Raw genomic sequence first — 19,454 nt, 5'->3', positions numbered from 1 at the left:
TTGACCCTTCACTTTTACATGTTTATCATACCAGAAAAAAATTATAATAGTAGCATTAATCAAAGTATTTTTTATCGTTTGCTGACTAATTATTTAAAAATATTAATAAATTAATTCATTGTATCTAAATATTTATATGGGTTTACTTGAGATATTAAGAAATAATAGTCCTGCCACTTTTTAAGCATTATACAATATTATTTTTCTGTAATGTGATTTTAACATAAATACAACCGCAATAGGGCAAAATAAAAAAGCCGGTGGGAGAACCGACTTTTTCAAAAAAAGAATAGTCATTACTAATTAATCAATTATAGGAATCATCTGATTCCATCTTTAATTTAGCACATCTGTTTCAAAACTTAAAGTAACAACGCTTAAAATAAATAAAAAAATTAATATACATATTTTTTAGAAGCTGGCCGCTGTAATCCATGCAATTTTTCGGTTGCAGTTGTATTTAACGTTAGTTGTCCTGTTGCTAGTTCCATTTCGATATAATTGATAAATTTGGCAACTACATCGGCAACATCATCGCTTGCAACAAGTCGGTTGATCATAATATCTAACAAGCCATCTAATTCCGGTGCTGTTGTTTGACAAGCCGCTTGGAATTCCGTTAACAAAGTAATGGCTGCTGTTTTACAGACTGCTTTTCTCTTTTTATCAAACATAACTAAGACCTCCATTCGTCCTAACAACACCGTGCTTAATCAAAGCTTATCATGTATTAAGTTCTCTGGATTCAAATTGCTTTTAACGTCGCTATTTGGTAATTAACGTAGCTAAAGTTAAAAAAAGAGGCTAGAACTTAATCTAACCTCCTTTTAAGTAAACGAACGATGCCGTTTACCACACCTTCTGGGGAAGAAGAAAGATGACGTTAAACAAACTGTTTCTCATCATCTAGGTCATGATTTCTCAATCACATGCCTATCATACCAAAAGTGCTAAGCAGCAAGGACAAGTAGTGCAAAATTGGTCTAGCGGTTTCATATATGTTCTATCCTTAAAATTGGCTGTATTTCAAAAAAATATTGGTGCATATTTACATCAAATGCAGCTTTTTTACAGAATTCGTTCAGTCCCACCTGATTTTATCTGTATAATTTAATTGAGCTTTGGGATGACATAAAAGATAAATCCAACGCTCAAAAAATGAAAAGGAGCATACAACCATGAGTTTTTCTAATGTCCTGCATTTCATTCTCAATATTTTGGGTTTTAGCTTTGGCTGGAACAATGGTTCTAAAATAAATGGTAAAGACGTTTAATCATTGATTATTCGCAAGCAAATAGAGATCGGAAACAAAATCAACGTTTCCGATCTCTATTTATTTGCATCAATTTTGAAGCGCCAATGTACGCCAAAATGTAACAACTGGACCTCTCATAGCTCATATGCGCTTAAAAAACTGTTTTACTTGTCCATTGATCACTTGAATCACATGGGGATAACCTTCAATTGTATGCATATTATGTGTCGCATTCAAAACAGAAATGTCGTATTGCTGATTCAAGATGTTTAAAGCCGTCATAATCTCTTGAACATTATTTGAATCCAAACTGGACGTAATTTCATCTAATAATAAGAAGTCCGGGAACTTGATCAAAACTCTCGCAAAAGATAACCGTTGAATTTGACCACCTGAGAATAAAGTACCTTGTTCACCCAAGTCAGTGTCCAATTGTCGCGGCAAAGAGCGAATCAATGTATCCAGCTTTACAACCTGAAGTGCGTGCCACAATTGTAAGTCAGTCACTTTTTGATCCCCTAAGCTAAGGTTATCACGAATGCTGCCAGGAATGATTCGAATATCTTGTGAGGCATAGCCAAGTTTTCCCCGTAATTCGACTAGATTTAATTGTTGAATTGGGATGCCATTCACACGAATCTGTCCAGAAGTTGGCAAGTAGAAACCTTCCATGAGTGATAGAATCGTACTCTTACCACTGCCACTTTCCCCAATCAAAGCTGTTTTTTCGCCAGCTCGAATGGTAAACGAAACATCTTTTAAAATCAATTGTTCGCTATTTGGATATTTGAAAGAGACATGTTCAAAGTCGATGCGTTGGATATGTGCCACAACAATGCCGTTTAAGTTTTTGTTCTCTGGCTTTTCTGTCAAAATATTTTGGATGCGATCAGTTGCCCCACTAACCGTCTTCAAAGACGTAAAAAATGAAAACAAGCTCGTCATTGGCGTAATCATTTGAACCATATAGATGAAGTATGCTGTCAAACCACCACCCGTTAATTGGCCTTGATTGATTGAATGGCGGCCATACAAAATGATGACAAAAACGATCAATAACAGCAAAACACTGACGAGCGGATTTAAAATGCTAAGCACTCGAAGTTGGCGCACATTTAACCCAAATAACGTCTGCATACCTCGGTAGCCCATTTTTTGTGAGAACTTTTCCCGGTTAAAGCTCTTGATCAGGTTATCATTGATCGACATCTGCGAAACCTTATTAATGGTTTCAGCCAAAGCCGCTTGAAGTAATCTAGAAATGACACTTAATTTTTGACTCAGCGGCACGACAACAAGTGCCAATAAAGGGACAATGCCTAAGACAATCAGCGTCAAGCGCCAATTAAGTATTAACATCATGGCAAAAGCACCCACCAGTGAGATTAACCCCGTCAAGTTTTGAGGTAAGGCACTGGCAATCAAACTATAAATTGTTTGTGTATCGTTCAAGACGCGGCTAGCAATGACACCACTTTCATTCTGCTTAAAGAAATGCCGCGGCAAAGTAGTGATCAAACGCCAAAGCTGCTTGCGCAAGTTCAAAACAGCATCTGACGCCACGTACCCCAGTAAAAAGTTCGCCGGCACTTCTAAAATCAAATTAAAGACGAACAAGCAAATTAAAATGATAATTGTTCTACTATAGCCATTAGATTTTACTGATGCGTCAATCAATAATCTTATTTGGTTTGTGATAGCCAAAGAACAAATGGTCCCGACAATTGCTAAAATAATACCCAACGTAAACAGCTTCAGTTTCGGCTTACCATACCGAACAATGAGTTGTATTAAATCTTTTATTTTATAGTGTGCGCGTTGGTTTTCCATATCTCCCCTCCAATAGTGACTATAAATAGTATAGCGTAGCTATTGGTGGCTATAATGTCAGTTTCCATAAGCTTTTATGCGCGTAACTTTCATATCAGGACCGACTACCAACATTTATGCATAATGCTATTTTTTAGCCTCATCATCATCTGGATCAACGCTAGGCTTCTGGCCCATCATGACTTGAATGAACTCAAAAACTTCCATGGACAATTACTCCTTTCGTCTCCAATTACCCACATTGTTGATATTAAACCAATAATGGCAAGCAAAACGACTTTTAGGCAAAAGTGGTGCGAATGGTGCAAAAATGGAAAATAATTTTACATGATTTGCATCAATTATAATTCTCCAACCGAGCAATCTGCCGTAAGCCGTAGTTCACTGTTGCTTCAAAGAGTTCCGGCGTGGCACGTTCAGTTTCATCTAACAAGTACTTACTAAAGATTCGGCTATGTTGTTCCTCAAATTGTTGAAAATAACCCGTCTGATTTAAACGCAACTGCTGATGAAAAGCACAGGCACAGTCTAAAAACTCTTGACACTGTGGAACTTCAATCGTCTCTAAGCCACCCCATGCAGCAATTTCATGCACAATTTTGACGAACAATTCCCCAATCATACCAGCATCGTGTAAACCTTGACGGAAACTACCACGAAAATTCAATTCAGCCCCCAAATAATCACCCCAACGAACTTGCAACTTTTTACCCGATTCTAAATAATGTTGTAAATGAAAAGTCCCGATCCAATCTGTTTGACCGTGACTGGCACCACCAGTTGGTAAAAACTGCACCTGCCCAAAACTAATTGGCAGAAGCGTGGAACGAATCCCAGCCATCTGCTTCAATAACCGGACATGCTTCAAATTAATCGGTCCAAAAGCCAAATACTGCTGCACCAACTGCCGCGTTGTTAAGCCCGTTTTGATCAAGCCTTGATAGTAATCCAGTGCCAACGTGGCATAATGACCGTCTTGTTGACTAATATCTAATAGCAGTAATGTTTCCCGGGAAATATTATAACATTTACGCGTGCGGATATACGCATCATACTGACCAGATAAAAGTGCTGCTTTATCAAAATAACGTCCCTGAAAGACCTTCCCCCACGGAAATCTTTGCTTGTTAATTGTTCTAGCATCCTTCCATTTTAAGTTGGTTTAAAAATAACACAAGTGAAATATATATACCAATTCCAATTGCATTTTCAACTTAATTCAGGTCGGTGTAGTTTTTTAGCAATCATGACGATCTGTTGGCGGTCATTGCGTAATGTCCGTGGACTGACATGCAGTTGCTGACTCAACCGGGTTAATTTTTGTCCTTTAAGTAAATGCTCAACCAATACTGTTTGTTGCCTTGCTGTCAGTTGGCTTTTAATAGCCGGTAACAGTTCTTCAATAATGAACGCTTGGTCAGAAGGCGTTATTTGTAACGCGGCTTCAGATGGCTCATCAGTGACTTGATCTAATTGAATCTGGGTGCGTGCTGCTAACCACATATCTCGACGCAATAAATTACGGATATGCCAGCAGATGGCTTGAAAAGCAAAGCGATTGAATTGAACTACATCGAAGGGCTGAGATTGCTGTGCCGCATATTTATCATAGCTCGCCACATAAACCATAAACCCCTCATGTACCAAATCCTGCCAATCATCACGTTTTCGCCAAATCCGTTCATGCTTCAATGCTCCATAGATCACCCGCTCATTTGCCATTGCTAATTGCCATAATTCTGCTTGTTCCATTTTTATGTGAAACCTCCAAAGAAGATTCCACAAGCGCTTGTGGTGACCCCACTTTACCAAATTTAGGCTAACAAAAAAGCCCGACGATTTTAGCAATAGTTAAAATCATTTCCGGACTTTTTTGCGTAATTTATCGGTTATGTTCGTTTTGTGTAATATATATCATTAAATAGTTCATTAGAACAACAGTTTAATCAAATTTAGCGATTGCCTATCAATAAAACTTCCGCCAAGCACGCGGATCATAAATTGGCGCCTGCTTCATAAAAGTCTGATCTTCTTTGATACCTGACAGTGCCTCTGAATCACGTTTAAAAATCAACTGGATTAAAAACCAAATACCCAGCATCGCAAAGGTCGTAATTTCTGGCGTAATAAAGAAGCGATAGCGCGTTTGAATCTCAATTGCGAAATGAATCAATACATAGCCTACAAATAATAATTCGAAGATGAAAATCTTATTATGATAGGGTAACTTGCGCCTAAGTTTCGCCCAAAATAGCGCTAAAGCACCTATAGTCATACTGAGGATCAAAGCCACCCACTGCCCCCACATCGCCTGGGCTAAGAAGCGACGGTGCTGATCACTGATCCGAACATTGGGTGTCAGTGACCAATCAATGGACTCATCATAGTCCCCCCACATCAGTTGATACTTATCAATAAACAATCGCTTTACTTTCTGCTTATCTTTTAATTCCTGTTTAATGAGTTTCTTACCTACCGCATCTCGCTTAGGGCCAATAGGGTATTCATCTAACACACCTGCTAAAGGCCCCACATAACGTCCCTTAGATTGGCTGTTTAAACCAGTCACAAATTTCCAGGTTGCATTCCGATTGCCCATTGGATATTCTGACAGCCCCGTATGCCTAATATAGCCGTTCACGGCACTGATCATCCCAAAGTAGCCGATCATAATGCAAACCATACCGATCAAACCACGCCAAAAGGTGCGCTTTCTTAATAAGAAACATAAATAGCCCAAACCAACAGCCAACAATATCAATGCGCCGACTGGTCGCAAAGTATTCCCTAATGCTAAGAAAAAGCCACTGCATAATAACCAGGACCACTTATGATTCTTGGCAATAAACAAGTATAAACCGATCAGATTAAAAGCCAACGATGCATATTGATTGGTCAATACTGTAATCATAAAAATATTCGGCAAGAAAGTGGCAAAAGCCAGCATGACTAGGGCAGCCACCCGTTTATTGAAGAGTCGATGTACAATGCCGAATAATGCAAGCATCGTTAAACTTGCCATGAAAACATTGACGAGCTTCAAAGCTAACGGACTTGGCCCGAATATGCGAATCAATAATGATTGATACATGATAAACCCATTTTGATAGGGATAGCTTAATAAATAATTATCATCGTTGAATGAACGATCCCCTTGACTAAAATAAACGGAATCGCGATATAATGTCTTAAAATCCGAAAAGCGCTGGGAAGGCACTTTATAGATCCAATAAAGTCTTAGGCCTATCCCCAGCAATAAAATCAAGCCAATTAGCAGTAGCCAAATGCCCTTCTTATCTGGCAAATAAGTCACAAGTAACGCAAATAGGCCCCATCCCACAATAAACACACCCGCTAATAGCCAAGTTTCACGCTGGCTGAAATTAGCCAAAGTTTGTGCTTGCGATGTTGGCGCAAGTTTGAGCATGGTGCTGACTGCCCAAATCATACACGCTGAAAAGAAAACAACTAGCAGGGTCAATAGTGAGCCCATAGTCGTTCTGATTTTATCCAAAATTCCCACAATAGCCTCCGATAATCAACCATAATCTGATTCAATAGATGTTTTTTGCTTGTAGCTTGTTGGCAACTTTAGTGATCACAGGGTCTAAAAAGCGCATCAACCACTGTCGCAAATAATCAATCATCGCGCCGACCGCCAAAATAGCCACCGCGACTAAGGCGCCATAAGCTAAAACAACAATCGTGTGGTTGAAACGGAAACCGCGAACGAGATTATTCCACAGCGGTCCAACAATGAAATAATTAGAATGCATTAAGTAAACGCCAAACATCGTACTAGCCAATGAATTGATCACTTTACTATGATTCAGCGGCAAAAATTTAAAAGTCAAAAATAAACTCGTCCCAGCAACCAATTGAATCGGGCTGTTGCCATCCAAAAAATACAAATAGCGATACTTATTTTTAAAATAACCTGTAGCATGAAAATTAATGTAGTCTACCATTAGGACTGACAAGAAGCCAATAATCAATGCACCAATAAAGACCCAGATATATCGTTTCAAGTGTGCTTGGGTGAAGTCTTCTGGGAATAGTCGGATATACCCACCGATCAAGTAAATGACAAATAGTGAAGTCACATCATAGCCATTGGATCCCACGGCTGGACTGGAAAGAAATACACCACAAATAGAAATAAAAAAGATCAAAATACCTAGTAACATCCGATATTGGTGTTTGGTCAAACTATGTATCAGCTTATTAATAAATGGCGATAATAAATATAAAATAATATAAGCAGTGGCATACCAATTTGCCACGCCAAACGTCACTGGAAAAATATTCTTCACAATATCCATATTGGTCATGTGGATCAAAGATGTCCCGCTGGCCTTGATCACAATCATAAATAACCAAGAATAAAAAATAACTTCCAGCCAATTGTTCAACAGGCTTTTCCATTTGAATTTACCTGTAGCTAGGAAATATCCCGAAATCAAGGTAAACAGAATCACGCCCAGACGACCACCAATCCATAAGAATTCGACAATTTCACGCTTGAAATAAATATGCGGCTTAAAGTACCAATTGGATCCCAAAGCATAATGCCCCAGAATAATCATAAACATGCTGATAATACGCAACAACTCAAAATTTGAGCTGCGCTTTTTGACTCGTTCCTGCATGTGTCTCAAACTCCCTAATTATAAAAATACTAACTATTAGGCATTATACCCTTGTATTTCTGAAAATAGCAATTGACTAACGACCCTTAATGCAATCTAAATAACCTACCAAGCTGAAGTTTTCAAGCTAAGTAGGTTATTTCAATACGTATACCATCTATTTTACAGATATTATTTCTTTTTATCAGGTAAAATGGCGGGACCAGGTTCAAAGGTTGGAAATCCTAAAATATAGCTCAATACTTCTTGCAATAGCTTCATGCAATTATCACCTCTCTTGTTTATTTTCTAGAATATCATAGTAAAACAACTGCCTGGTTAATAGTGTGCAACAATGACTAGCTAGGCACATTTATGCATTATTTTTATAAAATACCATTTTACTTACATAGACCAATGGAATGATCGATTTTGTATTTTAGTTACTAGACGCAAAAAAACCGGTGGCCCACTATACCACCGGTTTCATATATTTATCGTTAAATGATAATTTTAATTGTTCAACCTAGAAATGTAGCACACTATGCTGGGTAATAAGAACCATTTTCAGCATAAACCCATTGTGAATCTGTCCCCAATTTAAGTGCTTGTTTACCATTGATATGACGTTCAGCATAAACTCTGTAAACACCATCGGCTTGAACAGAACCAGCTTTGTCGCCATCAGATGTGTAAAGTGTTGTGCCTTTAGCTGTAGCGAAGACACCATCTTTATCTTTTTGTGCAGCTAAATCAGAGGCTTTGACCCATTGGTTAGTACCTAAACGATAGGCAACAACATCGCCGTTATCGTTCAAGGCTTCTTCAAATGCGCGCCATTCTGTTACATCTGTTGCTAACTTCTTACCAGAATCTTTAGAAGTTGCAGCGTCGCTATAGATTGTAGCGGCATCTTTAGAATATAAAACGGTGCCAGCAGGCAAGCTCTTAGTTGTAACCTTAGCCGCTGTTGTTGCGGAGAATGTTACATCGCTAGCTGAGACCCATTTGCCAGCAGCATTGCCGTTAGCAGATTTGTCTTCAACGAAGTAAGCTGTTGCATTACCATTTGAATCTTTAGCGACTTTAGTAACAGAAAGCTTTGTGCCCTTATCACGTACCAAAGCACCTGTGTTATAAGCAAGTTTAGCATCTGTGTAAGTAGCTGTATCATCTTGGTTTGTTGTAGCTGTACCAGCAACGTCACTTACATTAGCACCTTGTGCAAATGTGATTTCACTATCATCGTATTGCACGAAGTAGGTTGCACCGTTATAAGTGAAGGCAAAATAGGTCTCTGTCTTGGCTGGATTTTGGTAAGCAGCTTTGACGGTGATCGAACCGTTGTGTAATAAGTCACGGATCTTGCCAAGCGTTGCATTACCTTCTTTAAGATTGTTTTCGTAAGAATCATAAACAGTTACGATGGGATTATCGGCTTTACTTTGAATGTTGCCAGAAACTGAATAAGCCTTTTCCCAATATTTTGTGACTGGTACAAAGAATTGACCGTTCCCATTTTGGTTCGTATCAACGTTGTAAAATGCACCTTTGACACTTAAGTAAGGTGCAGCACCAGAGCCAAGATCAAGGGAAGTCAAAGTTGGATTGCTGCCTAAGTAGATATCGCTGCTAGCTTTAACTTCTTGATAAGCATTGTTGCCAATTGAAGTGTAGCCAGTTGTCCCAGATTTCACTGGTGTAGATGTATCAAACACAAATTGAGGTAAGCCCGTTGTTGTGGCTGCTTGAACTTGTGCTGGTTCTGTTGTTGCAGATAATGCTGGCGCTGCTAAAGGTGCAACGGCTAATAAAGCTGCTGCGGCAACACCTAAATACTTTACTGAAGATTTCTTCATAGTATAGTATTCCTCCTAAATTCTCATAATTATAATTGCGACCACTAACAGTCTTACAGGAGTTTGCCTTAATCATCAATGGCTAGGTTTACTTCATAGTATATTGATATTTACCACTGCATGGTGGTCAGTAATTACAAATAATATAATATTACAACATTTATTTAATTATCAAGGGCACAGAAAATTCACATTTTATAATCATTAACAAATAATAATAATTTTTCTCTAACAATATCGAATTATGAATTGTAAGTATCAAATTATTTTGACTTTAAATCGTCCGTACAAATGTCATTAAAGTACATTTTTTTGCGATTTAATTCTAAAAAAATTATTATTGCATAACTTTTAAAATATAATTTTTGATTTTTATATTTTTTTCTTTTCCTAATGTTTTTCCGATTTATCCGACAGCTTAACTTAGTTCTAAAAGAAATGGCTTTCAAATTAAAATAGTTAAGTATAATATCGCAAAAATAATTTTAAATATTTCTATTTTATTTATAAATACAATCGAATTGTTTCATAAATTTTAGATTTTAAAATCTCATCAAAATGATTCGCTGATATTTATAAAAATTTACCTCTCACTTAAACTATTTTTGCTTCTTCAAATCGATCGCAGCATCTAATAATTCAATCAGTAAAATATCTTCTTTATAATCATAAGCGGCTGATACTGCAATCATAAATAAAATAGCTAAAATATAAATAAATAACAAGTTAGAACTCAATGGGAACGGAAAGTCAAACTTCTTTAAAAAATGAATTACCCAGAGTGGATTTATTCTAATCCAATTATATAAGTAAGTAGAAATTTGGAACACACTGATAGAAGTAAACAATGACAAAATAATTTTTCTTCCAAAAGTAACTTTGATTTTCGTCTTAACAAGTGCTCGTCTACTATATAACTCAAATAAAGGTAATTCGTTAAATTGAGATATTTTTTTTAACACAAGGTTGAGATTGTATCTTGTATTTCTATTGGAAATATTATCGTCAAATAAGTCATACATTGCATGAATTTTCATGAACCTATAACGAGAAACAGAACTTGGGTTGTGATAGTCTTTCCATATTTCATATAATATAGTAAGCATCTGCAGAGCCATGTACACTAAGAGTACCAACAATAGTATAAGCCATGTAATTACGGCACAAAGAATTAAAATTCTATATATTATGATTAGAAATACTATTCTCTGTATAATTTGTCTTGATAAAATACCAATAACTATTAAAACAAATAAAGTAGCAAACAAAAACAGTATCCATACTAAAAGATTTGAAACAAATATTGAAAACCGATTGAATCTTTTATTTCCAGTCGATGCTATACCTATCGAAAACACTTTTTTTATTTTTGCAGGAAAAGATTTAATTTTTTTAAACAAAGTAATAATATACTCCCCTTATTTGAGATCTATCTTAGTATAATCCGGAACCAGTTAAATTTAGTAAACGGATCAATACCAGTCTACGTTCAAACAAAAAAACCGATGGAGTGATCAAGTCCATCGGTTCAAAAATTCTAGAATAATTGATTTAAATGTTTAATTTAACGTTAGGGTTAAATTATGCTGGGTAGTAAGCACCGTTTTCAGCATAGATCCATTGTGAATCTGTACCTAATTTAAGAGCTTGCTTACCGTTGATGTGACGTTCAGCGTAAACTTTGTATACACCGTCAGCTTGGATTGAACCAGCTACATCGCCATCAGAAGTGTAAAGTGTAGTACCTTTAGCTGTAGCAAAGACACCATCTTTATCTTTTTGTAAAGCTAAGTCAGAAGCTTTAACCCATTGGTTAGTACCTAAACGATAAGCAACAACGTCGCCATCATCGTTCAAAGCTTCTTCAAATGCACGCCATTCAGTAACGTCTGTAGCTAACTTCTTACCAGAATCTTTAGAAGTTGCAGCATCGCTATAGATTGTAGCAGCATTCTTAGAGTAAACAACTGTGCCAGCAGGTAACTTCTTAGTCGTTACTTTAGCAGGAGTTGTAGCAGTAAATGTTACAGCACTAGCTTTAACCCATTTGCCAGCAGCATTGCCGTTGTCAGATTTATTTTCAACAAAGTAAGCTGTTACATCACCATTAGTGTCTTTAGCAACCTTAGATACGGATAACTTAGTACCCTTATCACGGATTAATGTGCCAGTATAGTCAGCAACATTAACATCGTTATAAGTTGGTGTATCATCATCGTTAGTTGTAGCAGTACCAGTAACATCACTTACGTTAGCACCTTGTGCAAAACCAGCTTGGTTTTTATTAACGAAGTAAGTTGCACCAGCATATGTGAATGCATAATAAGTGTTATTGTTAGCATCAGTATATGCTGCAGTAGCATTAACTGAACCAGCATTCAACAAACTAGTAAGTGTAGTTGCAGTTGCACCTGTCACTTTAGAATCAGGACCTTCATAGAAAACGGGAGCATCTGCACCAGATGTTTGAATAGTACCAGAAATTGAATATTCCTTAGTCCAATAGTTCTGAGCCTTAACATAGAATTGACCATTACCGTATTGGCTACCACTTACACTGTAGTAAGCACCTTGTACACTAAAGTAAGGTGCAGCACTACCGTTAAAGTTTAAAGTAGTAGTTGCAGGTGTTTGACCTAAATAAATTGTGCTTGTTGAAGTAACAGCTTGATATGCACCGCCACCAATAGCTGCAACGCCAGGGTCTCCGGCATTTACTGTATTAGTCTTGCTGAATACAAATTGTGGTAAACCATTAACTGCTGCTTGAACTTGAGCAGGTTCTGTTGTTGCTGATAATGCTGGTGCTGCTAAAGGTGCAACGGCTAATAAAGCTGCTGCTGCAACACCTAAATACTTAACTGAAGATTTCTTCATAGTGTGGTATTCCTCCTAAAATTCTCATAATTTATAATTGATACCAGTGACAATTATAGCATGAAGGTTTACTTTGTACAATGAATCTCAAACCCGGGTAAGATCTCCGCGGTGGATCTCACTATGTATGTTTGAGTTTCAGCTAGCAATAAACGATCATTCCAATTGCCATGTTGGTCAATTATTACCAACGACATAATATTACAATAAACCGGCGCGGTTGTGAACTGTTTTACCTATTTTTTTTTGAATGACACCATTTTTTAATATTGCTGAAAATTCATTCTACTCGCAAACCCCGAAAAACCAGCATTTTGACGATTTATTTTCAATTCGTATTACAAATTCATTACATTTGAAAATTCTCGATTTCATACTGCTTAACCACTCATTAACCATATTTAGTCACTCTCCGGTTCTAACTCGCACTTAAAAATAACGCTAACCATCAAATTTTAACCTAACTAAACCCCATTCATTTTAACCAAATAAAATTTTCAAAACTGGGCAAAAAAATAAGATCTAGAAAACAAGCGTTATGCTTGTGTCCTAGATCTTATCATTTGCATCATCTATTAGGTTAAAGCAATTATAAAAATCGCGTTTTATCTCTATATATTACTGAGCAGGATAATAAGCCCCATTTTCAGCGTAGATCCACTGTGCATCTGTGCCTAACTTAAGTGCCTGGTGGCCATTGAGGTGCCGTTCCGCATAAACCCGATAAGTCCCTGTTGTTGTAATATTACCAGCTACTTGCCCGCTCACATCATAGAGTGGCGTTCCTTTGCTAGCAACAAAGACACCAGTTTTCACTTTCTGCGATTGTAATGCGTTAGCCTTGACCCATTGATTCGTGCCTAAGCGGTAGGCAATCACATTACCAGCCTCATCTAAGGATTTTTCAAAAGCACGCCATTCATCAATAGTTAAGGCCAATTTTTTACGAGACTCCTGTGTTAGTGCTGGATCGCTATAAATTTTAGCGGCGCTTTGAGAATAAAGCACTGTATCTGCCGGTAGTGTTTGCCGCGAAGTTTGCGGTGCTGGTGTGTTTTCCGCAAAAGTCACATTAGTTGCGGCCAGCCACTTGCCAGCTGCTTGATCAGCATTAGCGGCTACGTGGTAAGCCATAACCGTGCCATCATCACGCGTTGCAACTTGATCAACAGGGAGTTGTGTAACCTTAGCAAGAAAAATACCGGCATAGCTGGTTAAAGCCGCATTGTTGAAGGCAGCCACACTATCAGCCGTGGTGGTAATCGTACCTGAAATACCTGAAACATTTAATACAACAGTTGTTGTACTAGACATAACTGGATTAACTGGATTAGTCGGCTTAGCTTTAGGTAACTGTACTAATTGGATATTAGCGGCAGCTAGAGCATCTTTTTTAATAAAGTAGACCTGACCATCCACAAGAAAGCCATAATATTCTGTTTGTACCGTTGACCCACTGGCAACGTACGTATATTCGGCCACAGGGGTAACCTTGCCATTATTTTGGTCGATTGCCGCATTGAGTTGTGCTGCTGCACTTGGGTCCAAATCAACCTCGCCAGTGAGACTATTGAGTTTGGCAAAATCCCCTTTGGCATTTTTATCACCAGTAGCTTGTAGGGCATACCCACTAATATCGTGATTCTTTTGCAGCTGCTCGACTCGATTGACCACACCGGTGCCGGCAACAGGCAAACCTTTGCCATCAAGCTTGATATAGTACTGTTTCCCAGCTACAGCATTAGTCATCAAATATTCATTGCCATTACGTGTGACCAACTGACTATGAACATTCTTGGCTGCGGGTGCCTGAACTTGTTCCAGCCCCTTTGCTCCCATGACTTCTAACGGTGCTTGGTCGGTCCAACCAACGATGACCTGTGTCTCAGGCAGTCCAGCCGTTGCTGCCTGCACATGTGTCGCTGTTACAGCGGTTGGCAAAATTGGTACTGCTACAGGTGCTGCTGCTAGTAAGGCTGTCAAAGCGACGCCCACATACTTAATCGAAGACTTTTTCATTAGTCTTTCCTCCTATTCCACCTATCGCGATATAAAACAATCAGCTTAGTAATAAATTAACGAGTTAACGCACTGTCACCACAAACAGTGTCGGCCTTTATTGCCCGATAGAGCCAATCGTAATTATTACCATTTTGATATAATAATATATAAATATTAATTTGCAACTTTTTTGCTTACCCTTCGAACTTGGCAGCACACAATTACAATAACCTGCAGCCTTAACTAAATAACCAAAGCAAAGGGAGAGTGAGACAAAAGGTGCTCAGCGCCTGAGCACCTTTTGTCTCACTCTCCATCTATGCCTATTTTTGGGTTTAACGTGCTACCTTAAGGATAATAACCGCCATTTTCGGCATAGATCCACTGTGCATCAGTCCCAAGCTTAAGTGCCTGTTTGCCATTAATATGGCGCTGAGCAAAGACTTGGTAGACACCGTCAGCAGCAATCTTTCCAGCAAACTGGCCCTCTGCGGTATACAGCGGTGTCCCTTGTCTTGTCGTGAAAACGCCGCCTTTGACTTTTTCAAAATTCAAGACAGAAGCTTTGACCCATTGATCCGTGCCCAGTCGATAAGCGACTGTTCGACCGTTTTCATCTACAGCCTTTTCAAAAGCACGCCATTCATCAATAGTTAAGGCCAATCGTTTCCCAGAATCATTGGTCGTGGCCGCATCATGATAGATTCTAGCCGCACTTTGTGAATAAACCACGGTGCCAACAGGAAGTTTTTTAAGGGTTAATTGTGGTGTTTGTACTTCGTCAGCTTTAGCAGTAAAGATTACTTTATCTGCCGACAACCATTTGCCAGCAGCTTGATCAGCTGAAACAGCCACGTGATACGCAACGATCGTGCCGTCATCGCGCTTAGCCACTTGGTCTACGATCAGTTTTGTATTTTGGGGTAGAAAAATACCGGCGTAACTCGTCAAATTAGCATTATTGAACGCGGCAACTTCATCTTCTGTTGTTATTACCGTCCCAGCAACATCTGAAATATGCAGGATCGGCAACGTAGGTTCACTTGGTACATTTGGTACATTGGTATTCGTATATGGCGCAATTTTGATATTTGCAGTGGCTAAACTATCTTCTTTCAGGTAATAGACTGCATCACCCAGGACAAAACCATAATAATTTTCTTGAGTAAAAGTTCCAGCTGCAAAATAAGCATAGGCCGCAACAGGTTGGACAGTTCCATCATTCTTTTCAATGGCAGCATTAATCTGAGCCGCGGTCGCTGCATCTGTGGCTTCAAGTCCCCCAGTAGTTGAGTGCAACTTATAATACGTGCCGTTTACATGCCCATATCCAGCTGGCTGCACAACTTGTCCCGGTAGTTTTTCAAGTGTTAACAGCCAAACAATTCTCGTATTAGCATCTACAGGTAAATTGGTTGTTGCATCCAGGTGCAAATAATATTGTGGGCCTCCACCAACTGAAGCAGTAATGGCATAGTGCTTACCTTGAATCTCAGCAATATCGGTGATTGGTACATTTGTACCAGCAACTGCCGCCGGAGATTCGTCAACAGCTTGAGTTGAAGTATTAAATACCCCAATTGTTGAACCCACCTGCCAATTAGCAATGATATTTCGGTCTGGTAACGTGGCGGCTGCCTGGACATGAGACGTTTCTGCAGTTTCAAATACTTTTGGTACTACCGCTAGTGGCGCTGCTGCCAACAAAGCGGCAGTAACAACGCCCAAATATAAGCCTAACTTCTTTTTCATATGAAAATACCTCCTCATATTGGGGAAGACAACTGTGAATACCATCAAAACGAACTATAGATAATCACGACTAGCGCTGAAAACTGTCATTATCACACTTATAGAATATAATTTTGACGCAAAACTTTAAAATATAATTGCTATTTTATGAAAAAACTAAGCATTATCTGGTGTCGTAAAATCCTGAATTAAAAAATCAGCGTTATTTAAATGATATAAAAAAGTGGCTGAAAACAAAACGTTAGTTTTACCCCAGCCACTATGTGTTTACGAACAACTAAATTTTAAACGTGTGCCAAAAGGCAACAACCTCACCTAACCACGAATGGCTCCAGTGGCAAGTCCACCATTTTTCGCCACTCTTGTTAGTGCTCAGGTGCTAAGTGTCTTTTGTCTCATTCACTTTTTTATCATCTTGGTACTGTGCTTTAATGCGGTTGTGTTGCTGATTCATCTGTATCGCTTTTTAGCCCATACATCTTTTCAATCATTTCTGCGTATTGTTTGAAGCCACGGTAAAAATCAGTCAAGCCGAGCAACTCGAATACCTTTAATGACGTATGGATCTCATCTTTCCCGGTTTCATCACCTTTGAGGTATTTCAATAATCCTCGGTAATAAATCAACGCGTTCTTCTCAAACATCATATCCGGTCGAATATCATATTGTTCCATTCTACCTTGCAACTTTAAAGCCTTATTCAATTGCTTATCATTCAAATAGAGGATCACGATGTTCACTAAAACACGAAAACTTTCCATCCCATAATCATGCATGTGCTGATACCGATCCATATTGGTCAGAGCACGTTCAGACATAGCGTCCACAACTTCCATGGGAAAGGCAAACATCACACTGTTGAATAGAACCAATTCATAGTGCGCCCACGTATAACGCGACATCAGATAATCGGTTAATTCTTTCAAATACGCCTTGTTATAGGGCTGCTGGGTCATGCGACTTAATAGAATCGAACAAATATCACGTAAATGATGGTATTTTTCACCACCAAATTGTGCCCGAACTTCCAACCTATCTAAAATTTGTTTCATCGCATCGCTTTTTTGCTGATTCAAATTGGTCATCATTTGGGCCATAACCACGTCAACTTCATTAGGCGCATAGCCGTTATCAATATACAGAAATTCATTAAAAGACACATGCAGCCGCTCTAAAAATTCAACAAATGTCGTTACCGAAGTGTCCGTATTGCCTTCAACAAAACGTGTGTATGTTGATCGGGAAACATTGTCCTCCGTTAATGCCTTTACTGAAATATTTTTATCTCTTCTAATTTGATTAATTGTTCTGCCAAAATTCAATAAAACCGCTCCTAATTATAAAATTTGTTGCATAAATGCATCTTTTGACTATTTTCTGAACTGTTTTCCCTGTGCAACGTCCAGACTATCTAGACTAAATATTGATCGCAGATAGCGGAGGAGTGAAGATTATGTGGATGCTAATTTTTTTATTTAATAACTTGTTGATTAGGGCATCAGCTTTATAAAGGACAATGCCAAAGCATTATGCCAGTAATTCTTTGGTATCCAAATTGAAAAATGGCTGTTTTTGAATCAAATATCTACTAAAAAATATCATAAAAGTTACAGAATAGCCACTTAATACTATCTAAATTTTATATGATAATTGAAGAGATCGGGACAAAGTTAGCGTTTTGTTTTTGACCTCTTTTTAGTTACGAACAGTTATACCTTAAATGTGCTCTAAAAGACAACGACCTCACCTAACCACGAATTACTCAAATGGAAAAACTACCATTTGTCGTGATTCGTGTTAGTGCTCAGTCGCTGAACGTCTTTTGTCACACTCTGCTTTCCTACGATTAGTCAAGTGTTAATTCCAACTAAATCATCTGTTAATGAATCAATGTCTATTGTATAAGGTTTGCGTCACTTGAGTATGCTTCACCCCATGGGGCGAAATTAGGGTAACTCAAATACACCGCGATCGGTTGCTTTTTCAGATCTATATCGTGGTATACTTGATTTTATAAGGTGTCAGGCCTTATTGGGCTTCGAGCCCGTGATATAACTTATAGTTATATGTTTGGTGACTTTTAATCATGACAAACAGACATTTGATCAGTTTATTCATGCAAGCCACCGTTGCGACCTTATCCAATTTTGGATGAGGTCCTTTTTTTCGTAAGCGATAATAAAAGTCGACAATATGATTGGGCACCTTGGTCAAGCCGTAGACTCGACGCATATTGGCCACTGTTAAATAAAATAAGCCACGGGCGTAAGGATCGCCACGTTTATTGATATGATCAATCGCTCGGTAAGTACCAGATTGGTATTGTCTTAAGTCGATGCCGATATAAGCATTGATCTGTTTGGCATTGTCAAAGCGGGTGAAATCACCGACCTCACCAATGATTCGGCTAGCTGTCAATTCACCAATGCCAGGCATAGAAGTCAAGATCTCAAATTCTGGTAAAGCTTTCGCTTGCGCTATCAATTGTTTCTGTATTTTCTCTTTTTGCTGGATCAACGCTTTGAGCTCATGGGCATAATAACGAACTTCGGCTACTTGCACATCGCCCTTGTGGGCGGCTGGCGCACTATCTTTAGCATAATCTAAAAGTGCCTCAGCTTTTTGGGTCGCTTTTGTTTTGGAGAGCTTTTTATCCGTATTTTTCATCAATTGGTTGCGTAATTTGATGTGCCCTAAGCCTTTAACAAAGTCTGGGTGCGGATAGAGTTCAATAATATTCAATGCCAATTTAGAAACTCTGCTGCTAAATAAAGCCTCTAATTCGGGAAAAGTCTGTTGGAGCGTGGTATGGAGCCAAAGTTGATGAAGTTTGATATCTTTGATCATCCGTTGATAGAAACGGTTCAATTCTCTGAGTGTGCCATAGATCGGTTTCTGTTGCGTAAATAGGCGGTAAGTATTGTCATAAGCGGCTAAACCGATCTTGCGGGCGTCTGTGGTGTCGTTCTTGATGCGGCGAAGATCTTGCGTATTGAAATGAAGTTGTAGGGGGTTCAACTGAGTGAATGCCCAATGCTGGTCAGTGCAGAAACGGACTAGCGGTCGTGAATAAATGCCTGTGGCTTCAAAATATAAGGTGGGGTGCTCTAGTTCTGCCACGGTCGTGGCTAACTTTTGAAACCCAGTTTTTGTATGATGAAACGCGTACTCATCAATACATTTGTGGTCGTGATAAACAGCCACGTTACTTTTTCCCATTGAAACATCGATACCGATCAGATCGGTCATCG

The 19,454-nt window shown here is 38.6% G+C and carries 12 protein-coding genes; all 12 read right to left on the bottom strand.

The genetic code is table 11. From position 1 onward, the window contains the following. Nucleotides 1-395 precede the first annotated feature (395 nt). The gene (locus tag ACNAN0_RS01310; protein WP_416353641.1) at nucleotides 396-674 is read right to left on the bottom strand and encodes a hypothetical protein; all 279 of its coding nucleotides are present in this window, start codon (nucleotides 672-674) and stop codon (nucleotides 396-398) included. Between the two features lie 723 nt (nucleotides 675-1,397). Continuing rightward, a complete protein-coding gene (locus ACNAN0_RS01305; RefSeq protein ID WP_416353640.1) occupies nucleotides 1,398-3,086 on the bottom strand; it encodes an ABC transporter ATP-binding protein in 1,689 nt (562 codons plus the stop codon). Nucleotides 3,087-3,423: 337 nt separating this feature from the next. Next, nucleotides 3,424-4,020: a hypothetical protein gene (locus ACNAN0_RS01300; protein WP_416353639.1), complete on the bottom strand. Its 597-nt coding sequence runs from the start codon at nucleotides 4,018-4,020 to the stop codon at nucleotides 3,424-3,426. 275 nt (nucleotides 4,021-4,295) lie between these two features. Next, complete coding sequence (locus ACNAN0_RS01295; RefSeq protein WP_416353638.1) at nucleotides 4,296-4,838, bottom strand: sigma-70 family RNA polymerase sigma factor; 543 nt, start codon at nucleotides 4,836-4,838, stop codon at nucleotides 4,296-4,298. A 214-nt stretch (nucleotides 4,839-5,052) separates the two neighbouring features. Continuing rightward, entirely contained in the window at nucleotides 5,053-6,600 is a 1,548-nt protein-coding gene (locus ACNAN0_RS01290) for an ArnT family glycosyltransferase (RefSeq protein WP_416353637.1), read from the bottom strand. 40 nt (nucleotides 6,601-6,640) lie between these two features. Then, nucleotides 6,641-7,735: an acyltransferase family protein gene (locus tag ACNAN0_RS01285; RefSeq protein WP_416353636.1), complete on the bottom strand. Its 1,095-nt coding sequence runs from the start codon at nucleotides 7,733-7,735 to the stop codon at nucleotides 6,641-6,643. A 521-nt stretch (nucleotides 7,736-8,256) separates the two neighbouring features. Continuing rightward, complete coding sequence (locus ACNAN0_RS01280) at nucleotides 8,257-9,573, bottom strand: hypothetical protein (RefSeq protein WP_416353635.1); 1,317 nt, start codon at nucleotides 9,571-9,573, stop codon at nucleotides 8,257-8,259. 1,581 nt (nucleotides 9,574-11,154) lie between these two features. Next, nucleotides 11,155-12,450 (bottom strand): hypothetical protein, encoded by a 1,296-nt coding sequence (locus tag ACNAN0_RS01275; RefSeq protein WP_416353634.1) that lies wholly within the window; start codon nucleotides 12,448-12,450, stop codon nucleotides 11,155-11,157. A 618-nt stretch (nucleotides 12,451-13,068) separates the two neighbouring features. Further along, entirely contained in the window at nucleotides 13,069-14,469 is a 1,401-nt protein-coding gene (locus ACNAN0_RS01270; RefSeq protein ID WP_416353633.1) for a hypothetical protein, read from the bottom strand. Nucleotides 14,470-14,799: 330 nt separating this feature from the next. After that, entirely contained in the window at nucleotides 14,800-16,203 is a 1,404-nt protein-coding gene (locus tag ACNAN0_RS01265) for a hypothetical protein (protein WP_416353632.1), read from the bottom strand. Nucleotides 16,204-16,631: 428 nt separating this feature from the next. Further along, the gene (locus ACNAN0_RS01260) at nucleotides 16,632-17,525 is read right to left on the bottom strand and encodes a hypothetical protein (protein ID WP_416353631.1); all 894 of its coding nucleotides are present in this window, start codon (nucleotides 17,523-17,525) and stop codon (nucleotides 16,632-16,634) included. Nucleotides 17,526-18,231: 706 nt separating this feature from the next. Then, entirely contained in the window at nucleotides 18,232-19,452 is a 1,221-nt protein-coding gene (locus ACNAN0_RS01255; RefSeq protein ID WP_416353630.1) for an IS110 family transposase, read from the bottom strand. Between the last annotated feature and the right edge of the window lie 2 nt (nucleotides 19,453-19,454).

The organism is Agrilactobacillus fermenti (assembly GCF_047943045.1).
GTDB lineage: Bacteria > Bacillota > Bacilli > Lactobacillales > Lactobacillaceae > Agrilactobacillus > Agrilactobacillus fermenti.
The sequence above is the reverse complement of the archived record's forward strand: the minus strand, read 5'-3'. Positions and strand labels throughout refer to the sequence as shown.

Excerpts from the sequence above, each read along its gene's own strand:
- ACNAN0_RS01310 (WP_416353641.1), bottom strand. The coding sequence starts at position 674 with ATGTTTGATAAAAAGAGAAAAGCAGTCTGTAAAACAGCAGCCATTACT.
- ACNAN0_RS01305 (WP_416353640.1), bottom strand. The coding sequence starts at position 3,086 with ATGGAAAACCAACGCGCACACTATAAAATAAAAGATTTAATACAACTC.
- ACNAN0_RS01295 (WP_416353638.1), bottom strand. The coding sequence starts at position 4,838 with ATGGAACAAGCAGAATTATGGCAATTAGCAATGGCAAATGAGCGGGTG.
- ACNAN0_RS01285 (WP_416353636.1), bottom strand. The coding sequence starts at position 7,735 with ATGCAGGAACGAGTCAAAAAGCGCAGCTCAAATTTTGAGTTGTTGCGT.
- ACNAN0_RS01280 (WP_416353635.1), bottom strand. The coding sequence starts at position 9,573 with ATGAAGAAATCTTCAGTAAAGTATTTAGGTGTTGCCGCAGCAGCTTTA.
- ACNAN0_RS01275 (WP_416353634.1), bottom strand. The coding sequence starts at position 12,450 with ATGAAGAAATCTTCAGTTAAGTATTTAGGTGTTGCAGCAGCAGCTTTA.
- ACNAN0_RS01270 (WP_416353633.1), bottom strand. The coding sequence starts at position 14,469 with ATGAAAAAGTCTTCGATTAAGTATGTGGGCGTCGCTTTGACAGCCTTA.
- ACNAN0_RS01265 (WP_416353632.1), bottom strand. The coding sequence starts at position 16,203 with ATGAAAAAGAAGTTAGGCTTATATTTGGGCGTTGTTACTGCCGCTTTG.
- ACNAN0_RS01255 (WP_416353630.1), bottom strand. The coding sequence starts at position 19,452 with ATGACCGATCTGATCGGTATCGATGTTTCAATGGGAAAAAGTAACGTG.